The 18602-nt window shown below is 67.4% G+C and carries 16 protein-coding genes and 3 pseudogenes; 10 read left to right on the top strand and 9 right to left on the bottom strand.

The features are described 5' to 3' along the window. Positions 1-61: 61 nt before the first annotated feature. The 6 genes and pseudogenes from ASF20_RS18835 to ASF20_RS18810 form a co-directional block, all read left to right on the top strand. Positions 62-463, top strand: a pseudogene (locus ASF20_RS18835) (ABC transporter permease); the annotation flags it as partial. A gap of 19 nt (positions 464-482) precedes the next feature. Continuing rightward, a complete protein-coding gene (locus ASF20_RS18830; RefSeq protein ID WP_056276811.1) occupies positions 483-1604 on the top strand; it encodes an ABC transporter permease in 1122 nt (373 codons plus the stop codon). 227 nt (positions 1605-1831) lie between these two features. Beyond that, positions 1832-3556, top strand: a complete 1725-nt coding sequence (locus tag ASF20_RS18825) for an alpha/beta fold hydrolase (RefSeq protein ID WP_280136509.1) — start codon at positions 1832-1834, stop codon at positions 3554-3556. 3 nt (positions 3557-3559) lie between these two features. Next, on the top strand, positions 3560-3751 hold the full coding sequence (locus ASF20_RS18820; RefSeq protein WP_056276809.1) for a hypothetical protein: 192 nt from the start codon (positions 3560-3562) through the stop codon (positions 3749-3751). Then, complete coding sequence (locus tag ASF20_RS18815; RefSeq protein WP_056276805.1) at positions 3748-5160, top strand: bifunctional enoyl-CoA hydratase/phosphate acetyltransferase; 1413 nt, start codon at positions 3748-3750, stop codon at positions 5158-5160. The genes ASF20_RS18820 and ASF20_RS18815 overlap by 4 nt, the downstream gene beginning before the upstream one ends. Before the next feature lie 335 nt (positions 5161-5495). Beyond that, positions 5496-6548 (top strand): helix-hairpin-helix domain-containing protein, encoded by a 1053-nt coding sequence (locus tag ASF20_RS18810; protein ID WP_156648132.1) that lies wholly within the window; start codon positions 5496-5498, stop codon positions 6546-6548. 83 nt (positions 6549-6631) lie between these two features. Here ASF20_RS18810 and ASF20_RS18805 read toward each other — a convergent pair whose 3' ends face one another. From ASF20_RS18805 to ASF20_RS18795, 3 genes are all read right to left on the bottom strand, one after another. Further along, positions 6632-7306, bottom strand: a complete 675-nt coding sequence (locus ASF20_RS18805) for a dienelactone hydrolase family protein (RefSeq protein ID WP_156648131.1) — start codon at positions 7304-7306, stop codon at positions 6632-6634. Positions 7307-7372: 66 nt separating this feature from the next. Next, entirely contained in the window at positions 7373-9427 is a 2055-nt protein-coding gene (locus tag ASF20_RS18800) for an erythromycin esterase family protein (RefSeq protein ID WP_056276802.1), read from the bottom strand. Positions 9428-9518: 91 nt separating this feature from the next. After that, positions 9519-10055 carry an Hsp20/alpha crystallin family protein gene (locus tag ASF20_RS18795; RefSeq protein ID WP_056276800.1) on the bottom strand — a complete coding sequence of 179 codons (537 nt, stop codon included), beginning with the start codon at positions 10053-10055 and terminating at the stop codon, positions 9519-9521. Positions 10056-10388: 333 nt separating this feature from the next. On the opposite strand from ASF20_RS18795, the gene ASF20_RS18790 reads away from it, so the two are divergent. The 4 genes and pseudogenes from ASF20_RS18790 to ASF20_RS24255 form a co-directional block, all read left to right on the top strand. Beyond that, the gene (locus tag ASF20_RS18790; protein WP_056276798.1) at positions 10389-10589 is read left to right on the top strand and encodes a hypothetical protein; all 201 of its coding nucleotides are present in this window, start codon (positions 10389-10391) and stop codon (positions 10587-10589) included. Positions 10590-10694: 105 nt separating this feature from the next. Continuing rightward, positions 10695-10850: a hypothetical protein gene (locus ASF20_RS24260; RefSeq protein WP_156648130.1), complete on the top strand. Its 156-nt coding sequence runs from the start codon at positions 10695-10697 to the stop codon at positions 10848-10850. 59 nt (positions 10851-10909) lie between these two features. Then, positions 10910-11005: pseudogene (locus ASF20_RS23595) on the top strand (transposase); the annotation flags it as partial. A 1-nt stretch (position 11006) separates the two neighbouring features. Next, a pseudogene (locus tag ASF20_RS24255) lies at positions 11007-11144 on the top strand (IS110 family transposase); the annotation flags it as partial. A 506-nt stretch (positions 11145-11650) separates the two neighbouring features. Here ASF20_RS24255 and ASF20_RS18780 read toward each other — a convergent pair. The 6 genes from ASF20_RS18780 to ASF20_RS18755 all read right to left on the bottom strand — a co-directional run bounded on the left by ASF20_RS18780 (position 11651) and on the right by ASF20_RS18755 (position 18189). Beyond that, the gene (locus ASF20_RS18780) at positions 11651-12907 is read right to left on the bottom strand and encodes an amidase (RefSeq protein WP_056276795.1); all 1257 of its coding nucleotides are present in this window, start codon (positions 12905-12907) and stop codon (positions 11651-11653) included. 35 nt (positions 12908-12942) lie between these two features. Then, entirely contained in the window at positions 12943-14304 is a 1362-nt protein-coding gene (locus ASF20_RS18775; protein ID WP_244476490.1) for an amidase, read from the bottom strand. 24 nt (positions 14305-14328) lie between these two features. Beyond that, positions 14329-15306, bottom strand: coding sequence for an ABC transporter substrate-binding protein (locus tag ASF20_RS18770; RefSeq protein WP_056276791.1), 978 nt, complete (start codon positions 15304-15306; stop codon positions 14329-14331). A gap of 113 nt (positions 15307-15419) precedes the next feature. Next, the gene (locus ASF20_RS18765) at positions 15420-16055 is read right to left on the bottom strand and encodes an ABC transporter permease (RefSeq protein WP_244476489.1); all 636 of its coding nucleotides are present in this window, start codon (positions 16053-16055) and stop codon (positions 15420-15422) included. Between the two features lie 284 nt (positions 16056-16339). Then, positions 16340-17125, bottom strand: a complete 786-nt coding sequence (locus ASF20_RS18760; protein ID WP_056276787.1) for an ABC transporter ATP-binding protein — start codon at positions 17123-17125, stop codon at positions 16340-16342. Between the two features lie 83 nt (positions 17126-17208). After that, positions 17209-18189: a quinone oxidoreductase gene (locus ASF20_RS18755; protein WP_056276784.1), complete on the bottom strand. Its 981-nt coding sequence runs from the start codon at positions 18187-18189 to the stop codon at positions 17209-17211. Between the last annotated feature and the right edge of the window lie 413 nt (positions 18190-18602).

Raw genomic sequence — 18602 nt, 5'->3', positions numbered from 1 at the left:
GTGGTGAAGCGGCCTACCGCGCACTAACTTTACCCTTGGACCACCGCGTGGGGGCCGATCAATGGTCGCGCTGGCGCAAGTCGTCTTCAGGGTTCCGCTGAAGGGTAGCGCCTCGGTCCTGCTCGTCGGGACGCTGATCTACGTCACCGCGACGACCGCATACGGGATGCTCGTCTCCACCTTCGCCCGGACCCAGATCGCGGCGTTGTTCGGCACCGCCATCCTGACCGTGCTCCCCGCCACAATGTTCGCCGGGATGCTCGTCCCCGTCGCCTCCCTCACCGGCATGGGGCGCGTCCTGGGGCGGCTCTTTCCCATGAGCTACTATCTACCGGTCAGCCTCGGCACCTTCACCAAGGGCCTCGGCTGGGCCGACCTCGCCGGCAACCTGGCCATCCTGGCGGCCTTCGTCCCCGTCCTGACCGGCGCGGCCTGCTTAGCGATGCCCCGGCAGGAACCCTGACCGCCGGGGGGATTGCGCCGTGACCGCCCTCGCGAACGTCTTCTGGCTCGGGACCAAGGAGCTCCGCAGCTTCGGGCGCGACTACGTCCTGCTGGGCCTGGTCGTCTACAGTTTCTCCCTGGCGATCCTGGCGCAGGCGCAGAGCAGCTCGCAGGAACTGCACAACGCCGCGATCGCCGTCGTCGACGAGGATCGCTCGACGCTCTCGCGGCAAATCACGCGCGCCTTCCTGCCGCCCGACTTCAAGCCGCCCGTGGCCATCGCCGAGCGGGACATCGTCCCGGCGATGAACGCCGGCACCTACACGTTCGTGCTCGACATCCCGCCGCGATTCCAATCCGACCTGCTCGGGCTTCGCCCCGCGCGGCTCCAGCTCGACGTCGACGCCACCGCGATGGTGCAGGCCGGCCTCGGCGCGGCCTCCGTGCAGCAGATCGTGGCCGACGAGGTCGCCCGGTTCGTCACCCGCGACCGGATCGGCGCGCCGATGCCGGTCGAGCTCGTCGCGCGCATCGCCTTCAACCCCAACGCCGAGACGGCCTGGTTCACGAGCGTGATGGGCATCCTCAACAGCGTGACGATGCTGGCGATCATCCTCGCCGGCGCGGCGGTGGTGCGCGAGCGCGAGCGCGGGACGCTGGAACACCTCCTGGTGATGCCGGTCACGCCCATCGAGATCGACATGGCGAAGGTCTGGTCCAACGGCCTCGTGATCCTGGTGGCCGTCGGCCTGTCCCTCGTCATCGTCGTGCGGGGCGTGCTGCATGTCCCGGTCGTCGGCTCCATCCCGCTGTTCCTGGTCGGCACGGCGGCCTACCTGTTCTTCGCCACCGCGATCGGCCTGTTCCTGGGCACGCTCGCGCGTTCGATGCCGCAGCTCGGCCTGCTGTATCTCCTGGTCTATCTGCCGCTCGCCATGCTGTCCGGGAGCAACACGCCGCTGGAGAGCATGCCGCCCTGGCTCTCCACACTCCTGCAAGCCTCGCCGACCATGCATTTCGTGGCCTTCGCACAGGCGATCCTCTACCGCGGCGCCGGCCTCGACGCGGTCTGGGTCCGCATCGTGGTGGTGAGCGCGATCGGCGCCATGTTCGTCGCGGCGGCGGTCCTGCGGTTCCGGCGCTCGATCGCGCTGTCGTGAGTCCCGGGCCGGGCGGCTGCGGCGACGCCTTGATCTGGATCACGGGCCGCCGGTCCCGCACGCCGTAATCTCGGCGGCGGCGCAGGAGGTCGGACATGCTCGACGCGGATGTGAGAGACCCGGCCGCGGCCGCCGCGGGGCCGTCATGGCCCGGCCTACCTCCGTTCCCGGTCCCGGAGGTCCGCAGCCCGGAATCCCGTCCCGGTCGCCGTGAGGAAGAGGACGATCTGGCGCCGGTCCGGCGCGCGATCGATCAGAGCGTGCACGCCTCCGTCGCCCGGATGACGGGGGGCCTTTCGCCCGCCGCCCTCGCGGAGGCGTGGTTCGACTGGGCGATCCACGCGGCCTTCTCGCCCGGCAAGCAGGCCACGCTGGCCATGAAGCTCATCCGGAAGCAGATGCGCCTCGCGCAGTTCGCGGTCCGGACCGCGATCCTGCGGAGACACGCGGCGCCATGCATCGATCCGCTGCCCCAGGACCACCGCTTCGACGACCCGGCCTGGCAGGTCTGGCCGTTCAACCTCGCCTACCAATCGTTCCTGCTGACCCAGCAATGGTGGCACAACGCGACGACCGAGGTGCCAGGCGTCTCGCGCACGCACGAGAACCTCGTCGCCTTCGCGGCGCGCCAGGTCCTGGATGCCGTTTCGCCGTCGAACCTCCCATGGACCAATCCCGTCGTGCTGGCGGAGACCATGCGGACCGGCGGCGCGAGCCTCGCCGCGGGCGCGCTGAACGCCGCCGAGGACGCCTCCCGCGCGGCAGAGGGGCTCCGGCCCGTCGGCGCCGACGCCTTCCCGGTCGGGCGCGCAATGGCCGTCTCGCCCGGCAAGGTCGTGTTCCGCAACCGCCTGATCGAGTTGATCCAGTATGCCCCGACGACCGCCGAGGTCAGGCCGGAGCCGGTACTCATCGTCCCGGCCTGGATCATGAAGTTCTACATTCTCGACCTGTCGCCCGGGAACTCGCTGGTGCGGTATCTCACCGGCCAGGGACACACCGTCTTCATGATCTCCTGGCGCAACCCCGGCCTCGAGGACCGGGACCTGTGCTTCGAGGATTATCGCCGTCTCGGCGTGATGGCGGCCCTCGACGCCGTCTCGGCCATCGCTCCGGGACATCGCGTCCATGCCGCGGGGTATTGCCTCGGCGGCACGCTGCTCGCCATCGCGGCCGCCGCGATGAGCCGGGACGGCGATGCGAGGCTCGCCTCGCTCACCCTGTTCGCCGCGCAGCTCGACTTCACCGAGGCTGGGGAATTGACGCTGTTCATCGGCGAGAGCCAGATCAGCTTCCTGGAAAGTCTGATGCGCAACCGGGGCACCCTCGACGCCCGGCAGATGACCGGCGCCGTCCAGATCCTGCGCTCCAACGACCTGATCTGGTCCCGGATCGTGCGCGACTACCTCCTTGGCCGCCGGGAACCGATGACCGACCTGATGGCCTGGAACGCGGATTCCACGCGCCTGCCCGCCCGGATGCACACCGAGTACCTGCGCGGCCTGTTCCTGGATAACGACCTCGCGGAGGGGCGCTACCGCGCGGACGATCGGTCGGTCGCCCTGACCGACATCCGCATCCCGATCTTCGCGGTCGGCACGGAGCACGACCACGTCGCGCCCTGGCGCTCGGTGTTCAAGATCCACCTTCTCGCCGACACCGAGGTCACCTTCGTCCTGTGCAGCGGGGGCCACAACGCCGGAATCGTGTCCGAGCCCGGGCATCCGCATCGTCACTACCGGATCCGGACAACCCGGGTGACCGACCGCTACGACGATCCCGACGCCTGGCTCGCCCGGACGGCGCCCGGCGCGGGCTCCTGGTGGCCGGCCTGGGCGGCTTGGCTCGCCGAGCGGTCTGAGCCACTCGGGCTGCCGCCCGCGATGGGGGCTCCGGCCGCAGGCTACGCAGTGCTCGGCGCGGCGCCCGGCACCTACGTGCCGGAGGCCTGAGCGATGTCCCTTGCGCAGCCGCTCGCCGGCCAGGCCGGACCCGTGGTCGGCGTCGCCGCCGAGGCCAGGACTCCCGAGCGCTGGCTGGCGAGCATCGCGGAGGTCGGTGGCGTGGCGTGGCTGGCCGGTGACGCTGCGCGGGGCGCGACCGGCACTGGCACCGTCAGCGATGGCGGCCTGAACTGGATAGCATGACGGACCCGCTCCGCTTCGTCGAGAACCGCACCTTCGACGCGATCGCAGTGGGCGACACCGCCAGCCTGACCCGCACCCTGCGGGCACGGGACATCGGCCTGTTCGCGCTCGCCTCCGGCGACGGGAACCCGGCCCGCCTCGACGAGGACGCCGCCGCGGACCGCTTCCACGGGGTGATCGCGCACGGGCTCTGGGGCGGCGCGCTGATCTCCACCGTGCTCGGCATCGCGTTGCCGGGCCCCGGCACGATCCATCTCGGCCAGTCCCTGCGATTCCTGAAGCCGGTCCGGATCGGCGATACGGTGACGGCGCGCGTCACCGTACGCGAGAAGTACGCCTCCGATCAGCGGCTCCGCCTCGCGTGCGTCTGCCTGAACGCGCAGGGCGAAACGGTCATCACGGGCGAGGCCGAGGTGCGGGCTCCGACCGAGAAGGTGCGCCGGCCGCGAGCCCTGCTGCCCGAGGTCCACCTGCACGAGGTCCACCTGCACGAGCGGGGCGTGCACTGGAACCGCTGGATCGAGGCGGCGCGCCGTTTCGCCCCGACGCGGACGGCCATCGTTCATCCCTGCGATGCGGCCGCGCTCGAAGGCGCGTGCGCGGCGCGCGAGGCCGGGCTGATCGTGCCGGTGCTGGTCGGTCCGCGGGCGAAGATCGATGTCGCGGCCCGCGCGGCCGGTCTCGCCCTCGACGGCATCGAGACCGTCGATGCGCCTCACAGCCACGCCGCGGCGGAGCAGGCCGTCGCCCTCGCCCGCGCCGGACAGGTGGCGGCGCTGATGAAGGGCGCCCTCCACACCGACGAAATCCTGGCGGCGGCCGTTTCCAAGACGACGGGGCTGCGGACCGAGCGCCGCATGACCCACGTCTACGCCCTCGACGTGCCGAGCTACCCCAAGCCGCTGTTCCTGACGGATGCCGCCGTCAACATCGCGCCGACCCTGGAGGAGAAGCGCGACATCGTGCAGAACGCGATCGATCTCGCCCGTGCGCTGGGCATCGCGCAGCCCAAGGTGGCGATTCTCTCGGCCGTCGAGACGGTCTCAACCAAGCTCGGCTCGACCCTCGACGCCGCGGCCCTGTGCAAGATGGCCGAGCGCGGACAGATCACCGGCGGCCTCGTCGATGGGCCATTGGCCTTCGACAACGCCATCTCCCAGGCCGCCGCCGCCGCGAAGGCCATCGTGTCGCCGGTGGCGGGCGATGCCGACATCCTCGTGGTGCCGAACCTCGTGTCGGGCAACATGCTGGCCAAGCAGCTGATCCATCTCGCGGGCGCCGATGCCGCCGGCCTCGTGGTCGGCGCGCGCGTCCCGATCGTCCTGACGAGCCGCTCCGACAGTCCGGAAGTGCGGCTGGCCTCCTGCGCCCTCGCACAGCTCTTCGCCCACCGCACCGGGACACCCTGAGGAGTTCGACGATCCTCCTGCCGAACACGGGATCGTCGCTCCTTCGAACGCGGCTCCGACGGGGCGGGAACTGTACCTCTCCTCCGCCGGGGCGCTGTCCCGGGCGGAGAGCCGTCCAAGGCCGGACCTCGCGCCGGACCGGTCCGACCGCCCTGTGGTTCCGGATTCCGTTGATTCAGATCAAACGCGGCCGAGTCGGGCAGGCCAGAATGCAGTCCTTTTTCGCCCGGTTGGCGCGGGTCGGAATCGCGGCGTCCGCGCGGCGAAAGCCGGCGGCGCAGCAATCCGGGCGGCGGCCGCTGAGCACCACGGGGTGAACCGGTAGGAGCGGAGCGATGAAGGGGCTCAGCAACGACGCTCATGGATCTCGCTCGACGCCACGAACCACTCGGTCGTGGCGTCCCCCCGCGCAGCGGACCGGCAACCAAGCCATCGCCGACCGGATGCGCGAAGCGGCGGATCTCATCGACCTGACGCGGGGGGAGGTCTTCCGCGCGGCAGCCTATCGCAAGGCCGCCGACTCGGTCATGCATCTGGATCATGATCTTTCGGAGATCGCGCGCGGCGGACGCGACGCCTTGGAAGCGATCCCCGGTATCGGCCGCTCGATCAGCCGGACCATCCTGCTTCTGCTCGAAACAGGGCGCTGGCCCTACCTCGAACAGTTGCGCGGCTCGGCCGATCCGGTTCAGCTGATCCGAACGGTTCCGGGCGTCGGACCTGTCTTGGCCCAGCGCATCGTCGACACGCTGCATGTGTCGACGCTGGAGCAGCTGGAGCTTGCGGCCGAGCGGGGGCACCTCGCCGAGGTGCGGGGCGTCGGACCGCGGCGGATCCGGATGCTGTGCGCCAATTTGAACGCGATGCTCTCGCGGATCCGGCGACCGGGCACGCGCCCCGACCTGGAGCCGCCCGTGGCGGTGCTGCTCGATGTCGATCGTCAGTATCGCGCGCAGAGCGATGGCCTACCCAAGATCGCGCCGCGGCGCTTCAATCCCGGCCGAGTGCCGTGGCTGCCGGTTCTCCACACCCGACGCGGCGACTGGGCGCTCACGGCGCTCTACTCGAACTCGGCGCGGGCCCATGAACGCGACAAGCAGCACGATTGGGTCGTGATCTCGTTCAGCTTGCCCGGGGGAGCGGACGGACAGCGCACCGTCGTGACGGAAACGCACGGAGCCATGGTGGGCCACAGGGTGGTCCGGGGGCGCGAGGACGAATGCGCGGCCTATGAGGCGTCGACGCGAGGCACGATGACCGCATGGGCCGCGGATCTCGCCCGTCCACCGCCCTACGGGCCGCCGCCCCTCGAGAACGAACCTCCGCTCGAAGTGCAGCTGGGGCCCCACTCGCCCGGTGCCGTCACGGAATCGCGGAGCGGGCACTGAGGATGCCCGGCAAGGCCGATCCGACACCGCGGCCCCTCGACCCGACTCCCAGGCATCCCGGAGCCATCCCGGAGCGCCGCACGTCAGCGTTCCGGGGCGGGAAGATGCTGCTCGAACCAGAGCGTCGCGGCGCGAGCGACCACGTGGAGGGCGCCCGGCTCCTCGAACAGGTGCGACGCGCCTTCCACGATCTGAAGCTGCTTGACGCAGGTCAGTCGAGCCAACGCCCGCGCGTTCAGGGCGAGAACCTCGGCGTCGCGACTTCCCACGAGAAGGAGGGTCGGCGCCTGCACCAGGGGGAGGGCGGCCGCCGCCAGATCGGGACGACCGCCCCGTGACACCACGGCATCGACGTGGTCGGGATGGGCCACAGCGCCGACCAACGCCGCAGCGGCCCCGGTGCTCGCGCCGAAATAGCCGCGCGGCAGCCGAGACAGGTCCGGTTGGCGCAGGAGCCACTCCGCCACGGCGTTGAGGCGGCTCGCCAGAAACGGGATGTCGAAGCGCAGATGTCCGCCTCGACGATCGCGACTTTCCTCCGGGGCGGTCAGCAGGTCGGCGAGCACGGTCGCAAAGCCGGCGGCGTTGAGACAGCCCGCGACCTGCCGGTTGCGCGGACTGAAACGGCTGCTGCCGGAGCCATGCGCGAAGACGATGGCGCCGCGTGCCTGCCTGGGTAGACGGAGGCTGGCAGCCAGGACCTCTCCTCCGGCTGGAATCGAGACGTCCTGTTCCCTCTCGATCTCGGTTACCGTCACGTCGGCCTCCCCTGAGACTCCGGCTCCACCCAGGCCCCGTCGTTCGGCCAAGTGCCTACCATCCGCCTACAATCCGACCGGGTAGGTTTCCGGGACCTCGCCCGATTCCCAACCTGCCGTGTATTCCAGCGGCGTCACGGCGCGCGTCTCGTCGAAATGAAGAATGGCGTCGAACTGATCCGGCAGGCAGGCCCGGAAATAGTGGCTCCGCCGCTCCGTATCCGGGCGGTAGATGACGCCGATCGCCCGCTCGAGGCGCGCGGGTCGCAGCAGATCCGCTTGCGGACTGCCGGGCGTGAGCGGCAGGAGGAAGCGGCCCGCGCCGAGGGCGTGGAACAGCGCCTCATGGCTGCCGGGCCGTGCCGCCCGGACGCGTTTGCGCTCCGCGGGCGCATCCCAATCCGAGGCCGCCGTCACGGTTCCGGCATAGGTGGTGAACCCGATGCTGTAGACGGCGCGGCCGTAGCGTTCGCGCATCAGTTGTCCGAGGTTGAGTTCGCCCCGCTCGCTCATCTCCGTCGCGCGGGCATCGCCGAGATGCGAGTTGTGCGCCCAGACCGCAACCTTCGCGGGTGAACCCTGACCGCTCAGATGAGCGATCAGCGATTCCAGGCTCTCGGCCATGTGCCGATCGCGCAGGTTCCACGAGGATTCCTCTTCGAGGAACATCGTCCGGTAATAGGCCTCCGCGCTCTGGACGACGCGCGCGTTCTGCGCGGCATTGAAGAGTTCTTCACGATCCGTGCTGCAGACCCAGGCGAGGGTGTCCCGGGTGCGGCGCTGAAGGGCCAGGAGTTGCGCCATCGCGGGCTCCTGGCAGGAGCCGACCCCCTTCAACCCTGTCATGAAGCCGTAGACCTGGCCACTCTCGCCGAAGCGGTCGAAACAGGCGTAGCGGGCACGCGCCGCTTCGGCCGCCCCCGGATCGAGGCGGTCGAGACAGCGGAGCACCGCCTTCATCGAGGCATGCAGGCTGTAGAGATCGATCCCGTAGAGGCCGACCCGCGGCACCCCGGGCGCAAGCGTCTGATTGTGCGAACGCAGCCATTCGACGAAATCCACCATTTCGGTGTTGCGCCACATCCAGGTCGGGAAGCGCCGGAAGCCGCCGAGGGCTTCGACCGCGTCGAGGTCGTCGCTGTCGCCGCGGACATAGCGGTTCACCCGCCAGGCATCCGGCCAATCGGCCTCGATCGCCACGGCGGTGACGCCCTTCTCCCGGATCAGCCGCGCGGTGATCTCGGCGCGCTCCCGGTAGAATTCCTGTGTCCCGTGGCTGGCTTCACCGAGCAGCACGAACCGCGCCTCGCCGATCAGGGCCAACAACGGATCGTAGTCGCGCGCATCGCCGCGCAACGGGACGATCGCGGATTCCAAGCTGGACAAGTCGGTGGCGGCCAGGTCTGTGCCGGTAAAGTCGGCGGCCTCGGGCTTGGCCGCCTGTCGTTCCGCGACGACGAACGCGGGATCCGCAGGCCCCTCGGCACGCTTCAGCAGATCCCGGACTTCGTCGTCGCGCGTCTGCGCGAAATCCTTGTACGAGGCGCCGACGGCCTGGAACGGCTTCGGCAGGACGACGCAGACGACCGTGTCGGCCAGCCGCCGCAGGCGGTCGGCGGTGTCCCGCGACGCTGTCGGAACCGCCACGACGATCTGGCCCGGCTTGCGTTGCCGGACCGCCTCGACGGCCGCCTGCATCGTCGCGCCGGTAGCCAGGCCGTCGTCGACGAGGATCACCGTGCGGCCCCGGACCTCCGTGGGCGGACGCCCACCGCGGTAGAGTCTCTCGCGCCGGAGGAGTTCTTCATGCTCCTGAGCGGCGACCGCCTCGATGATGTAGGGCGGGATCTGCAGCGAGGCGACGATCCCCTCGTTCAGCACGCGCACATCGCCCGTGGCGATCGCGCCCATCGCGAGTTCCTCGTAGCCAGGGACGCCGAGCTTGCGCACGACGAACACGTCGAGGGGGGCGCCGAGCGCGCGAGCGACCTCTGCCGCGACCGGAACACCACCGCGGGGCAGCGCCAGGACGACCACGTCCGAGCGGCCCGCGAAGGCGCCAAGCCTGTCGGCGAGGTCACGCCCCGCTTCCGCGCGATCACGAAAGATGCGAACGGCCATCGACGGACTCCCACGACGTCTGATGGAGCGGCGACGCGGCGGACGGGCGGCGAACCGTCCACCCACTCGGACAGAGCATCCGAGGCGCGGGCTAGGCGGCCTGTACCGCGATCGTCTTCTCGGCCTTCGCCCCAGCCACCTTGGGCAAGGTGATCGTCAGGACCCCGTTCTTGAGAACCGCTTCGATCTTGTCGGCCTCGGCACCGGACGGGATCGGAAACGAACGTTGAAACGAGCCGAATCGACGTTCGGACAAATAGTAGCCCTCTCGTTTCTCCTCCTTCTCGTGCTTCTTTTCTCCCCGGATGGTGAGCATGCCATCGGAAATTTTTACATCGATGTCCTTTTCTTCCATGCCCGGGACATCGGACGTGATTTCATAACAGTCTGGTTTGCTCACGATGTCGGCCGCCGGGGCCATCGGCCAAAGGGAGCCGGTGCCGAGGAAGGGTGAGCCGTCCCCTCCCGAGAGGCCGAACGCCACGCGGCGCAGACTCTTGCCGAGATCGTCGATGAAGTGATCGATGTCTCGGCGCAGTATCTCGATCGGCCGCCACTCTGCGGGTGGAGAGGCCGGCTCCGCCATCCTCTCGTTCTTGACCGTCAATTTCGCACCCGCCTGAGCCATGGGACACTCCATCGAATGGAAGAGCCAATATCGGTATCTCCAGCCGAGAGAGCGAAAATTGATCTGCCTCAATGAAAATGCTGTGCCCGACGACAATCGTAGCCCGTGATCGCCTTCGTAACCTGCGCTCATTCGGGCACCATTCTCGCCCGTCATCGTTGGTGCGAGGCATGGTCTCGCGTTCTTTCGATGTCGAATTCTTGAAATTCCGCGCGTAACGCTCACGAATACAGCCCTCAAACTTGCATCGTGCAAGTGACCTCGAAAACAACGGATGGGGGCATTGACGAGCCCTGTCTCCGGCGATCGATTTTCATCGAGTGAGGTACGAACATGCCGGTCGAAACTCTGAGCCGCCGACTCGAGGAAGCGTTGCGTCAGCCGACCGAGGGTAGCCGTCAGGAGGCCATCGTCCACGTGCTGGCACAGGCGATCCGCGAGGTTGCATCGCTTCAAAGCCGGGTCGCGGACCTCGAGCAACGCGTGAAGGACGATGACCAAAGGAGAACGCCCAGCAATATCCGCGTCGTCTGAGCCCCCAGGTCATAGCGCGGCGATCAGCTCGGCCGTCGCAGCCGAGCCTTGGGATACCCGAGAGCCTTGCCCAAGAATCTTGCGCGGTCTCATCGGAGACTGCCCGTGGCGGGTGGCCTGTGCGGCGCGCAGTCTTCGACGGCCCCTCCGAGCGCTGCGGATGGGGACGGCCGCGACGAGGCCCTGGAGACCGCGACGGCCATGGCCTCCATCATGACCTCGGTCGTGCTAGCCGCGGCCGCACAGGCCGGCGGCTGGTGACCTTGCCCCCTGGCTTGCCCTCGTTCTGAAGCTAGGATCCGTCGAGCAGGAGACGGACGATGAAGAAGAGCCGGTTCAGCGAAGAGCAGATCGTCGGCATCCTGAAGGAGCAGCAGGCTGGGCTGCCGGTGGCTGAAATCTGCCGCCGCCACGGCAGCTGGGGCATGGTTGGCCGGCATGCTGTCGCGCAAGCCGCGCATGCTGATCACCGTCGCCCTGGCGAACAAGATGGCGAGGATCGTCTGGGCCTTGATGGCCCATGGCGGCTCCTACAGAGCTCCGGCCACGGCGTGATCGCCACGGCCTGAGGCGTCAGGGAGGCAAGGAAGGTCAGTCGAGAGGTATGGCGCAACGGTCAGAAGACGGGGTCGGGAAAACCAGTGAATGGCCAAGCGCCTCGAGCGCGCCAAAGCGACTTGGACCCGATCCGCGCTCTCCATACAGGCTAGCAGCCGTGATGATGGCTGCATCAACGGGCCGGACACACGGCAGCACCTGATCCTGCGCGCACAAATCTCTCCAACACCCCCTTGAATCCGATGGGGCGTCCACACACGGCTATTCCCGCAGGTCTGTTTGAAGGGCCGCTTGGGGCGCAAAGCCGTCATGCGTCGCGATATATGCGAACGTCCGGTTTCTCGATGCTGAAGCCCGTAAGCGGACCGGCAGAAATCCACCCACCCCGGTCGTAGAACGGAGGGGCGGGTCCCGACCCAACCTCGCCGTAGCAGTCCCCTCAAGCGAGACCCAAAAGCAGTCGTTCTGCGTGCCGTTTTACTAGCCTACGGAGATAGCTCGCATCAGTGATGGTGCTCAGGCATTAGCGTCTCTACGAAGCGTGCGGCCGTGAGGGCCCTGTCATCGTCGCCTAGGCGGGCAATCACCTGCACGCCGAGCGGCAGCCCGGCCGGGGTGCTTCCCACCGGCACGGTCACACAAGGAACACCCATCAAGGTCCACAGGCGGTTGAAGCGGGAATCGCCCGTGCTTGCGTAGCCTTCCGGCGCTGGGCCGGGCGCCGAGAGCGTCAGGATCACGTCCACGTCGTGCTCTGCAAACAGATCGGGCAATTGCCGCCGGGCGCGATCCGCCATCTTCAAGGACGCATCGTAGGACTTGGGCGACACGCCTTGCGCGGCATCGAGATGCGCGCCCAGGAGTGGTCCGAGGTCCGCGCGATGCGTGGTGTATTCCCAATCCAGCGCCTGGGCCGCCTCGAAATCCTGGATCGTGCCATGAAGCCCGAAGGCTTCGGCGAAGACCGCTGGCAGGCCGACATCGCGCAGGCGGGCGCCGGCGGCTCCGGCGGCCGCCCGCACGCGTTCGAGGGCATCCAGCGCCTCGGGCTCCGCAGCGGCGCAGAAATCCTGCAGGACGACGCCGATGCGCGGTGTGCCCGGCTCTGTGGCGGGAAGGTCAAGACTGGGGCGCTCCGTCATCAGCGCGAGGGCGTGGGCGGCATCGGCGACGCCCGCGGTAAACAGGCCCAGTGTGTCGAGCGTCCAGGAGAAGCACTTCATGCCCACCGTGGGCAGGAGCCCGAAGGACGGTTTAATCCCCACCACGCCGCAATAGGCGGCCGGGCGGATCACTGAGCCACCGGTCTGTGTGCCCAGTGCCAGCGGCAGCATCCCCGCTGATACAGCGGCGGCGGAACCCGCCGATGAACCACCCGGTGTATGGCCAGGGTGGTGCGGATTGCGGGTTTGGGTCGGGTCCAAGAAGGCGAAGGCCGTCGTGGTGGTCTTGGCCAGTGGCACGGCGCCGAGCCGTCTCAGGCGCGCCACGGCGGCGGCATCGCCACGCGGCCGCCAGTCTTCGTAGATCGGCGAACCCATCTGCGTCGGCAGGTCCGCCGTGTCGAGGATGTCCTTCACTCCCACGGCGATGCCCGCAAGAGGACCTCGCTCCGGCACGACCGGATCGGGATTGCGGCTGACCAGGGCCCGGATCTCAGGCTCGTGCGCGGCGATCGCGGCCTCAGCGAGGGAAATGGCCTCGCGCGGCGTCAGCGAGCTTGCATCGATCTGCTTACGCAGCGAGAGGAGAGATAGCATGGGGCAGCGTTCCGACGATCGTGATGTGCGGGTTTTCAGGTGGCGGGGCAGAAGGCAGGAAAGGTGATCGGGCGGGCCAGGACCGTCTCGCACCAGCGTGCTGTGCGGAGTAACGCGAGATCGTTGCGGTAGGCGCCCACAAGCTGGATTCCGAGCGGAAGCCCTTGGCTTTCCCCGGCCGGAAGTGTGACCGCCGGGACGCCGAGGCAGGTCCAAGGCACGCAAAAGGCAGGGTCACCGGTCGAGGCTAGCCCTTCCGGGGCGGGGCCGGAAGCGGGCAGTGTCAGGACCGCATCAGTGCCTGCGAGCACCGCATTGAGGTCCGCCCGCAGATCGGCCTGCCGTCGCAGGGCTTCGACGTAGGTAACGGCTGGGATCTGCGCACCTTCCGCGACGAGATCCTTGAGCGGCTGACTCGTCCGGTCGGGGAAACGCTCCACCAGAGCTCTGAAGCAGACGCTGGCCTCGACGGCGAGGATGGTGCGCGCGCATTCCCACAAGCCTTCGAAGGCTGCCGGGAGCACGAGGTCGGACACATGGGCTCCAGCCGCTCGAAAAGCTGCCGTCGTGGATTCGAGCAGGGCGCGCTGTTCCGGTTCGGCGCTGTCCCAGATCGTGGTCCGAAGCAGCGCGAGGCGCGGTGACTCACGGGGCGCCAAATCCGTGTCGAGGTCGACGGAAAAGCTCGGCAGCGGGCGGCCATGCAGGTCCACCTCGTCCTGGCCGATCAGATGGGCCAGGGCGAAGGCAGCGTCCGTCACCGAGCGGGTGAACAGGCCGACATGGTCTAGTGAGGGGGCAAGGGGATGAACGCCGGCCCGTGGAATGGCGCCGTAGCTCGGCTTGAGACCGACGACCCCGCAATAGGCGGCCGGCCGGATCACCGATCCGAAGGTTTGGGTACCGAGCGACAGGGGAACAATACCGGCCGCTACGGCAGCGGCTGATCCGCTCGAGGAGCCGCCCGGGGTGTGTCCGTGCGCCCAGGGATTGTGCGTCGGTCCCGGATGGCGCCAGGCGAACTCGGTGGAGACCGTCTTGCCGAGCACCGAGGCGCCTAGCGCCTTCAGGCGGGCGACGATCCAGGCATCCGCGGCGGGCACGTGGTCGGCATAGACGGGCGAGCCGTTCGCGGTCGGCATGTCTGCGGTGGCGATGATGTCCTTCACCCCAACGGAGATGCCAGTCCAGGCTCCGTCTCCCGGCGCGGGAGCCGCTGCGAGGACAGTGAAGGCGGCAAGATTTGAGCGGGCCAGGGCTGCGTCATGGCAGGCCGCGAGGTAGTCGCCAGGTGTCACGTGCCCATCGCGAAACGCCCGTAGGGCATCGACGAGACCTAGGTGATTGAGCATAGACGGGTCCGCTGACTTTCGTAGCCGAACGCCGCGCCGGTGCAACGCGACGTTCGGAGGTCCGTGGCCTCAATTAGCCGCAAGGCTTTTCTCGATGAAGTCGCGGCGCACGAAGGTGGCGTAGTCAGGCAGACCTGAGAGATTGCCGAGCGCCACCTGCGTCTCCATCCCTGTCTTCAGGGCCTCAGCGGTGATGTCGACACTGTCAGGATAAACTTTCTCCCGCATCATGCGCTTCACCGCGGCTTCGACGACGGCGGGGTCGAGGTTCGGGAACTGCTTTTTGGCGATGGCAATCGTCTTTTCAGGCTCGGCGTGCATGAAGCGGATCGCCTTCTGCATGCCGGTCACGACCTTCTGAGTGATGGCGGGATCGACGTCCTTGCGGGCGCTCACGGACGAGAAGGCGTAGGCGCCGTAGCGCTCGGGAAAGCCCAGCACGACCTTCATCCCCTTGGCCACCACCTGGTCGAGACCGGGCTCGTACATGACCGCGATCTTGGCTTGGCCGGCGAGGAGCGGCCCCGGCTCGGACCCGAGCTGAACCTGGGTCATCTCCACGTCCTCGGGCTTGAGGCCGTTCTCCTTAAGGAGCTTCAGGAACAGCGAGGTGCTGGTGGTCGGCATCAGCCCGGTGACGATCTTCTGACCCTTCAGGTCCTTCACATCGTTGAAGATCACGTCCGGGGTCGTGGCGATCCACACCGCGGCTCCGTTGACCACGTTCGCCACGACGTTCACCGGTGCGCCCTTGGAGGCGGCGATGGCGGTCCATTCGGGACCGTGGATCGAGTACTGCGCGCTCTTCGAGATCACCGCCGAGAGGGCCACCGCCGGGGCGCCCGCCGTTTCCTTGGTCACTTCGACGCCCTCGCCGGCAAAGAATCCGCCATCCATGGCGACGTAGAAGGGCAGGTAGAGCATCGACTGGAAGGCTTGCGAGATCGTGACCTTGTCCGCTGCGCGGGCCGGCGGCGCCACGAGGCTGGCGAACCCCAGGATTGCCGCCAGGGAGGTTGAGAGACGCAGGCGTTTGGAACGGATCATCCGTGATGCCCTTCTTCGCGAAATTCAAAGTTTGCGGGAGGTTAAAGAGCCGGTGTCCCGGTGTGCGTCACGCGTTGCGGCCGAGGCCGGCGAACCCATCGACCCGTGGGAGATCAGACCTGCACTTGGCCGGCGGTGGTGATCTGCCGCCAGGGCAGGATGCGACGCTCGGCGAAATCGATGACGTGGTAGAGGAGGAAGCCCACGAACATCAGCACGAACAATCCGACCCAGACCGTATTCAGGTCGTAGAGGCTCGAGGCCGAGTAGATCAGATGCCCGAGGCCGCGCTGGGACGAGATGAACTCGCCGACCACCGCGCCCACGAGGGCAAAGCCGATGTTGATGCGAAACATCCCGATGATGGCCGGCAGGGTCGAAGGCACGATCACGCTCTTGAAGATGCGGTTCTTCGAGGCGCCCATCGAGGCCAGAAGGGCCTGCAGGTCGGGGTCGGCGTCGCGCGCGGCCTGATAGGCGGCGATGAGGGCGACGAGAGCGGTCAGGGAGACCGCGAGCGCCACCTTCGAGACGAAACCCGTGCCGAACCAAAGGATGACGATCGGGGCCAGTGCGATCTTCGGCACCGAGTTGATCGCCACGATGAAGGGCTCGACGAGCCGCGCTACAAAAGCCGAGTACCAGAGGCCGAGGCCGGCCAGCGATCCCACGAGCGTGCCGATCAAGAATCCGATGATCGCTTCGATTACGGTGTACCAGGTATCGACGAGCAGCGATCCGTCCGACATCGAGGCAAGAAAGACCCGCCAAATGCCTGACGGTGCGCCGACCAGAAACTCCGTGAGCCAGCCGGCTCGGACCGCGACCTCCCACGCAAGAAAGAACACCCCAACCGCCAGCAGCTGAATGATGCCGCGCCCGAGTGTCGTGTCGGCCCCCCGGGCAAATGCACCCGGCTTCGTGCGGGGTCGAGCAACGGGTTGCCGGGTGGGCAGGGCCGATACTGGAGACGCGGACTTGAGGCTTTGGGACGTCTTCAAGGCTTCCGACGTTTTCAAGGTGTGTGTCGCCATCAGGCTGCCCTCTGACGGGTCTGGATCTCGAGTTCGCCACACAGGGTTTGGAAATAGTCGGAGAAACGCGGATCGCTGCGCGCACCGATCGGCGAACGGGCATCGAGCCCGATCTCGTGAACGGACTTCACCTTGGTGGGGCGATTGCCCAGAACGACGACGCGCTTGGACAAGGCGACGGCCTCGTCGATGTCATGCGTCACCAGCACAACGGTCTTGTGGAAGGTCTCCACGGCGTCGAGGAGAACGCCTTCGAGGTAGAGACGCGTCTGGTAGTCGAGGGCCGAGAAGGGTTCATCCAAGAGCAGGATATCGGGATCCATGATCAGGGTCCGGATCAGGGCGGTCCGCTGCCGCATGCCGCCGGACAACATCTTCGGGTAGGCATTCTCGAAGCCCGACAGGCCGAAGGTCGAAAGGTATTCGCGGGCGGTATCAAGAGCCTGAGCGCGGTCGACGCCCTTCATCTCAAGCCCCAGCATTACGTTCTGCAGGACCGTCCGCCAAGGAAAGAGCAGGTCCTTCTGCATCATGTAGCCGACCCGGCCCTGAAGCCCACGTACCACCTCGCCGCGAAACGTCATGGTGCCGCTATCGGGTTCGAGAAGTCCGGCGATGACGTTGAACACCGTCGTCTTGCCGCAGCCGCTCGGGCCGATGATGCTGACGAAATCGCGCTCATAGATGTCGAAGCTGAGCCCATCGAGCACAGGCACTGGCCCGCCCTTCCCTGGGAAGGACTTGCGGATGCCGTCCAGGCTGAGTTGGACCTCGGGAACCGTCATGAACCCTCCATGTGTGAGGAGCGGCTCCAGCAAACCTCAGGCCAACGTAATTATGGATGCAAAAAATCTCGCCGAGCGCCGGTCTACGGACTGATGAGCAAGGCGCCGCCAAAACGACGTTCCTCCGCAGCAACATGGGCCTCCACGACGTCATCGAGTGTGAAGCGGCCCCCGATGTCGACGTTGACATGACCCTGGGCGATGGCCTCGAACAAATCAGCCGCATTGGCACGGAAGGTCGCCGGGTCGGCATTGTGAGGAAAGACGGAGGGGCGCGTCAGGAAGAGGCATCCCTTCTTGTTAAGTAGCTCCGGGTCGACCGCCGGAGCCTTCCCGGACGAGGCACCGTAACAAACAACGAGACCGAACGGTGCCGCACAATCGAGCGACTTGATCAGAGTGTCCTTGCCGATCGCGTCGTAGACGACACGAGCCTTTCGACCGCCGCTCGCCGCCAGGAAGGCTTCAGGCCATTCCGGATCGTTGAGGTCGATAACATCCACGCACCCAGCGGCGAGCGCGGCCTCCCGCTTGCGGTGTGAGCCTGTGGTGCCGATGACCGTGGCGCCCAGCGCCGTCGCCCACCGCGTCAGGATCTGCCCAACGCCGCCGGCGGCCGAATGCACGAGCAGAAGGTCGCCAGGCTGCACGGCGTGCGTCTTGCGCAGGAGGTACTGGGCCGTCATCCCCTTGAACAGCAGGGTCGCCGCAGCCTCGTCGCTCACCGTGTCCGGCAACGCGACAAGCTTGTCGGCAGGGACGTTTCGGAGGTCGGCATAGGCGCCGACCCCAGCGTTCATGTAGGCGACCCTATCACCGCTTCGGATGTGGGTGACACCCGAACCGACCGCTTCGACGACCCCCGCCGCCTCGAAGCCGAGGCCCGTCGGCAGGGGAAGCGGATAGATGCCCTTGCGTTGGTAGATGTCGATGAAGTTGAAGCCGATGGCCGTTTGTCGAATCCTCACCTCATCCGCCATCGGCAGTGGAAGCTCCTCTGTCGTAATCGATAGCATCTGGGGCGAGCCGAACTCGGTGAGCTTGACGACACGTCTCGTGACCATGCGAATGCGACTCCGTGACAGCCTGATGCGGTAAAGGGGTGATAAGCCTCGTCGAAGGCTGTCGCACACGTCGGATCCAGCCGCCACGGCCAAGGTGTTATTCGCCGGCGACTCCAGCTCCGTTGGGGCAACCACGGATCATTGAGGACATACCATCGTTCAGCTGGAATCGATGTCCGGTTAATGGCCTTGCGCTGTCAAAAGCGATAGTCCGCTTGCCACCCGCCTCAGTCGTGATCAGAGGGTCCGGTATAAGATCCAAAGGCGGCTGGGGGCCGGACGAAGGCGAGGCGGTGCGATCTAAATGTCGTTGACGAGGCTATCCCGCCGTCGACCTTGTCCGAGATCCACCGCCCCCAATGCCGAAAGAGGGGCGTGGCGCCTCCGGGATGGAGGGACGCGACGCCGCGTTC

The sequence above is a fragment of the Methylobacterium sp. Leaf88 genome, assembly GCF_001422795.1.
Lineage (GTDB): Bacteria > Pseudomonadota > Alphaproteobacteria > Rhizobiales > Beijerinckiaceae > Methylobacterium.
This window is presented reverse-complemented; position numbering and strand designations above follow the sequence as displayed.

What these genes read in the sequence shown, in the direction of transcription:
- ASF20_RS18820 (WP_056276809.1), top strand. Translation starts at nt 3,560, where the DNA reads ATGTCCCTTGCGCAGCCGCTCGCCGGCCAGGCCGGACCCGTGGTCGGC.
- ASF20_RS18815 (WP_056276805.1), top strand. Translation starts at nt 3,748, where the DNA reads ATGACGGACCCGCTCCGCTTCGTCGAGAACCGCACCTTCGACGCGATC.
- ASF20_RS18810 (WP_156648132.1), top strand. Translation starts at nt 5,496, where the DNA reads ATGAAGGGGCTCAGCAACGACGCTCATGGATCTCGCTCGACGCCACGA.
- ASF20_RS18800 (WP_056276802.1), bottom strand. Translation starts at nt 9,427, where the DNA reads ATGGCCGTTCGCATCTTTCGTGATCGCGCGGAAGCGGGGCGTGACCTC.
- ASF20_RS18795 (WP_056276800.1), bottom strand. Translation starts at nt 10,055, where the DNA reads ATGGCTCAGGCGGGTGCGAAATTGACGGTCAAGAACGAGAGGATGGCG.
- ASF20_RS18790 (WP_056276798.1), top strand. Translation starts at nt 10,389, where the DNA reads ATGCCGGTCGAAACTCTGAGCCGCCGACTCGAGGAAGCGTTGCGTCAG.
- ASF20_RS18780 (WP_056276795.1), bottom strand. Translation starts at nt 12,907, where the DNA reads ATGCTATCTCTCCTCTCGCTGCGTAAGCAGATCGATGCAAGCTCGCTG.
- ASF20_RS18770 (WP_056276791.1), bottom strand. Translation starts at nt 15,306, where the DNA reads ATGATCCGTTCCAAACGCCTGCGTCTCTCAACCTCCCTGGCGGCAATC.
- ASF20_RS18765 (WP_244476489.1), bottom strand. Translation starts at nt 16,055, where the DNA reads ATGTCGGACGGATCGCTGCTCGTCGATACCTGGTACACCGTAATCGAA.
- ASF20_RS18760 (WP_056276787.1), bottom strand. Translation starts at nt 17,125, where the DNA reads ATGACGGTTCCCGAGGTCCAACTCAGCCTGGACGGCATCCGCAAGTCC.
- ASF20_RS18755 (WP_056276784.1), bottom strand. Translation starts at nt 18,189, where the DNA reads ATGGTCACGAGACGTGTCGTCAAGCTCACCGAGTTCGGCTCGCCCCAG.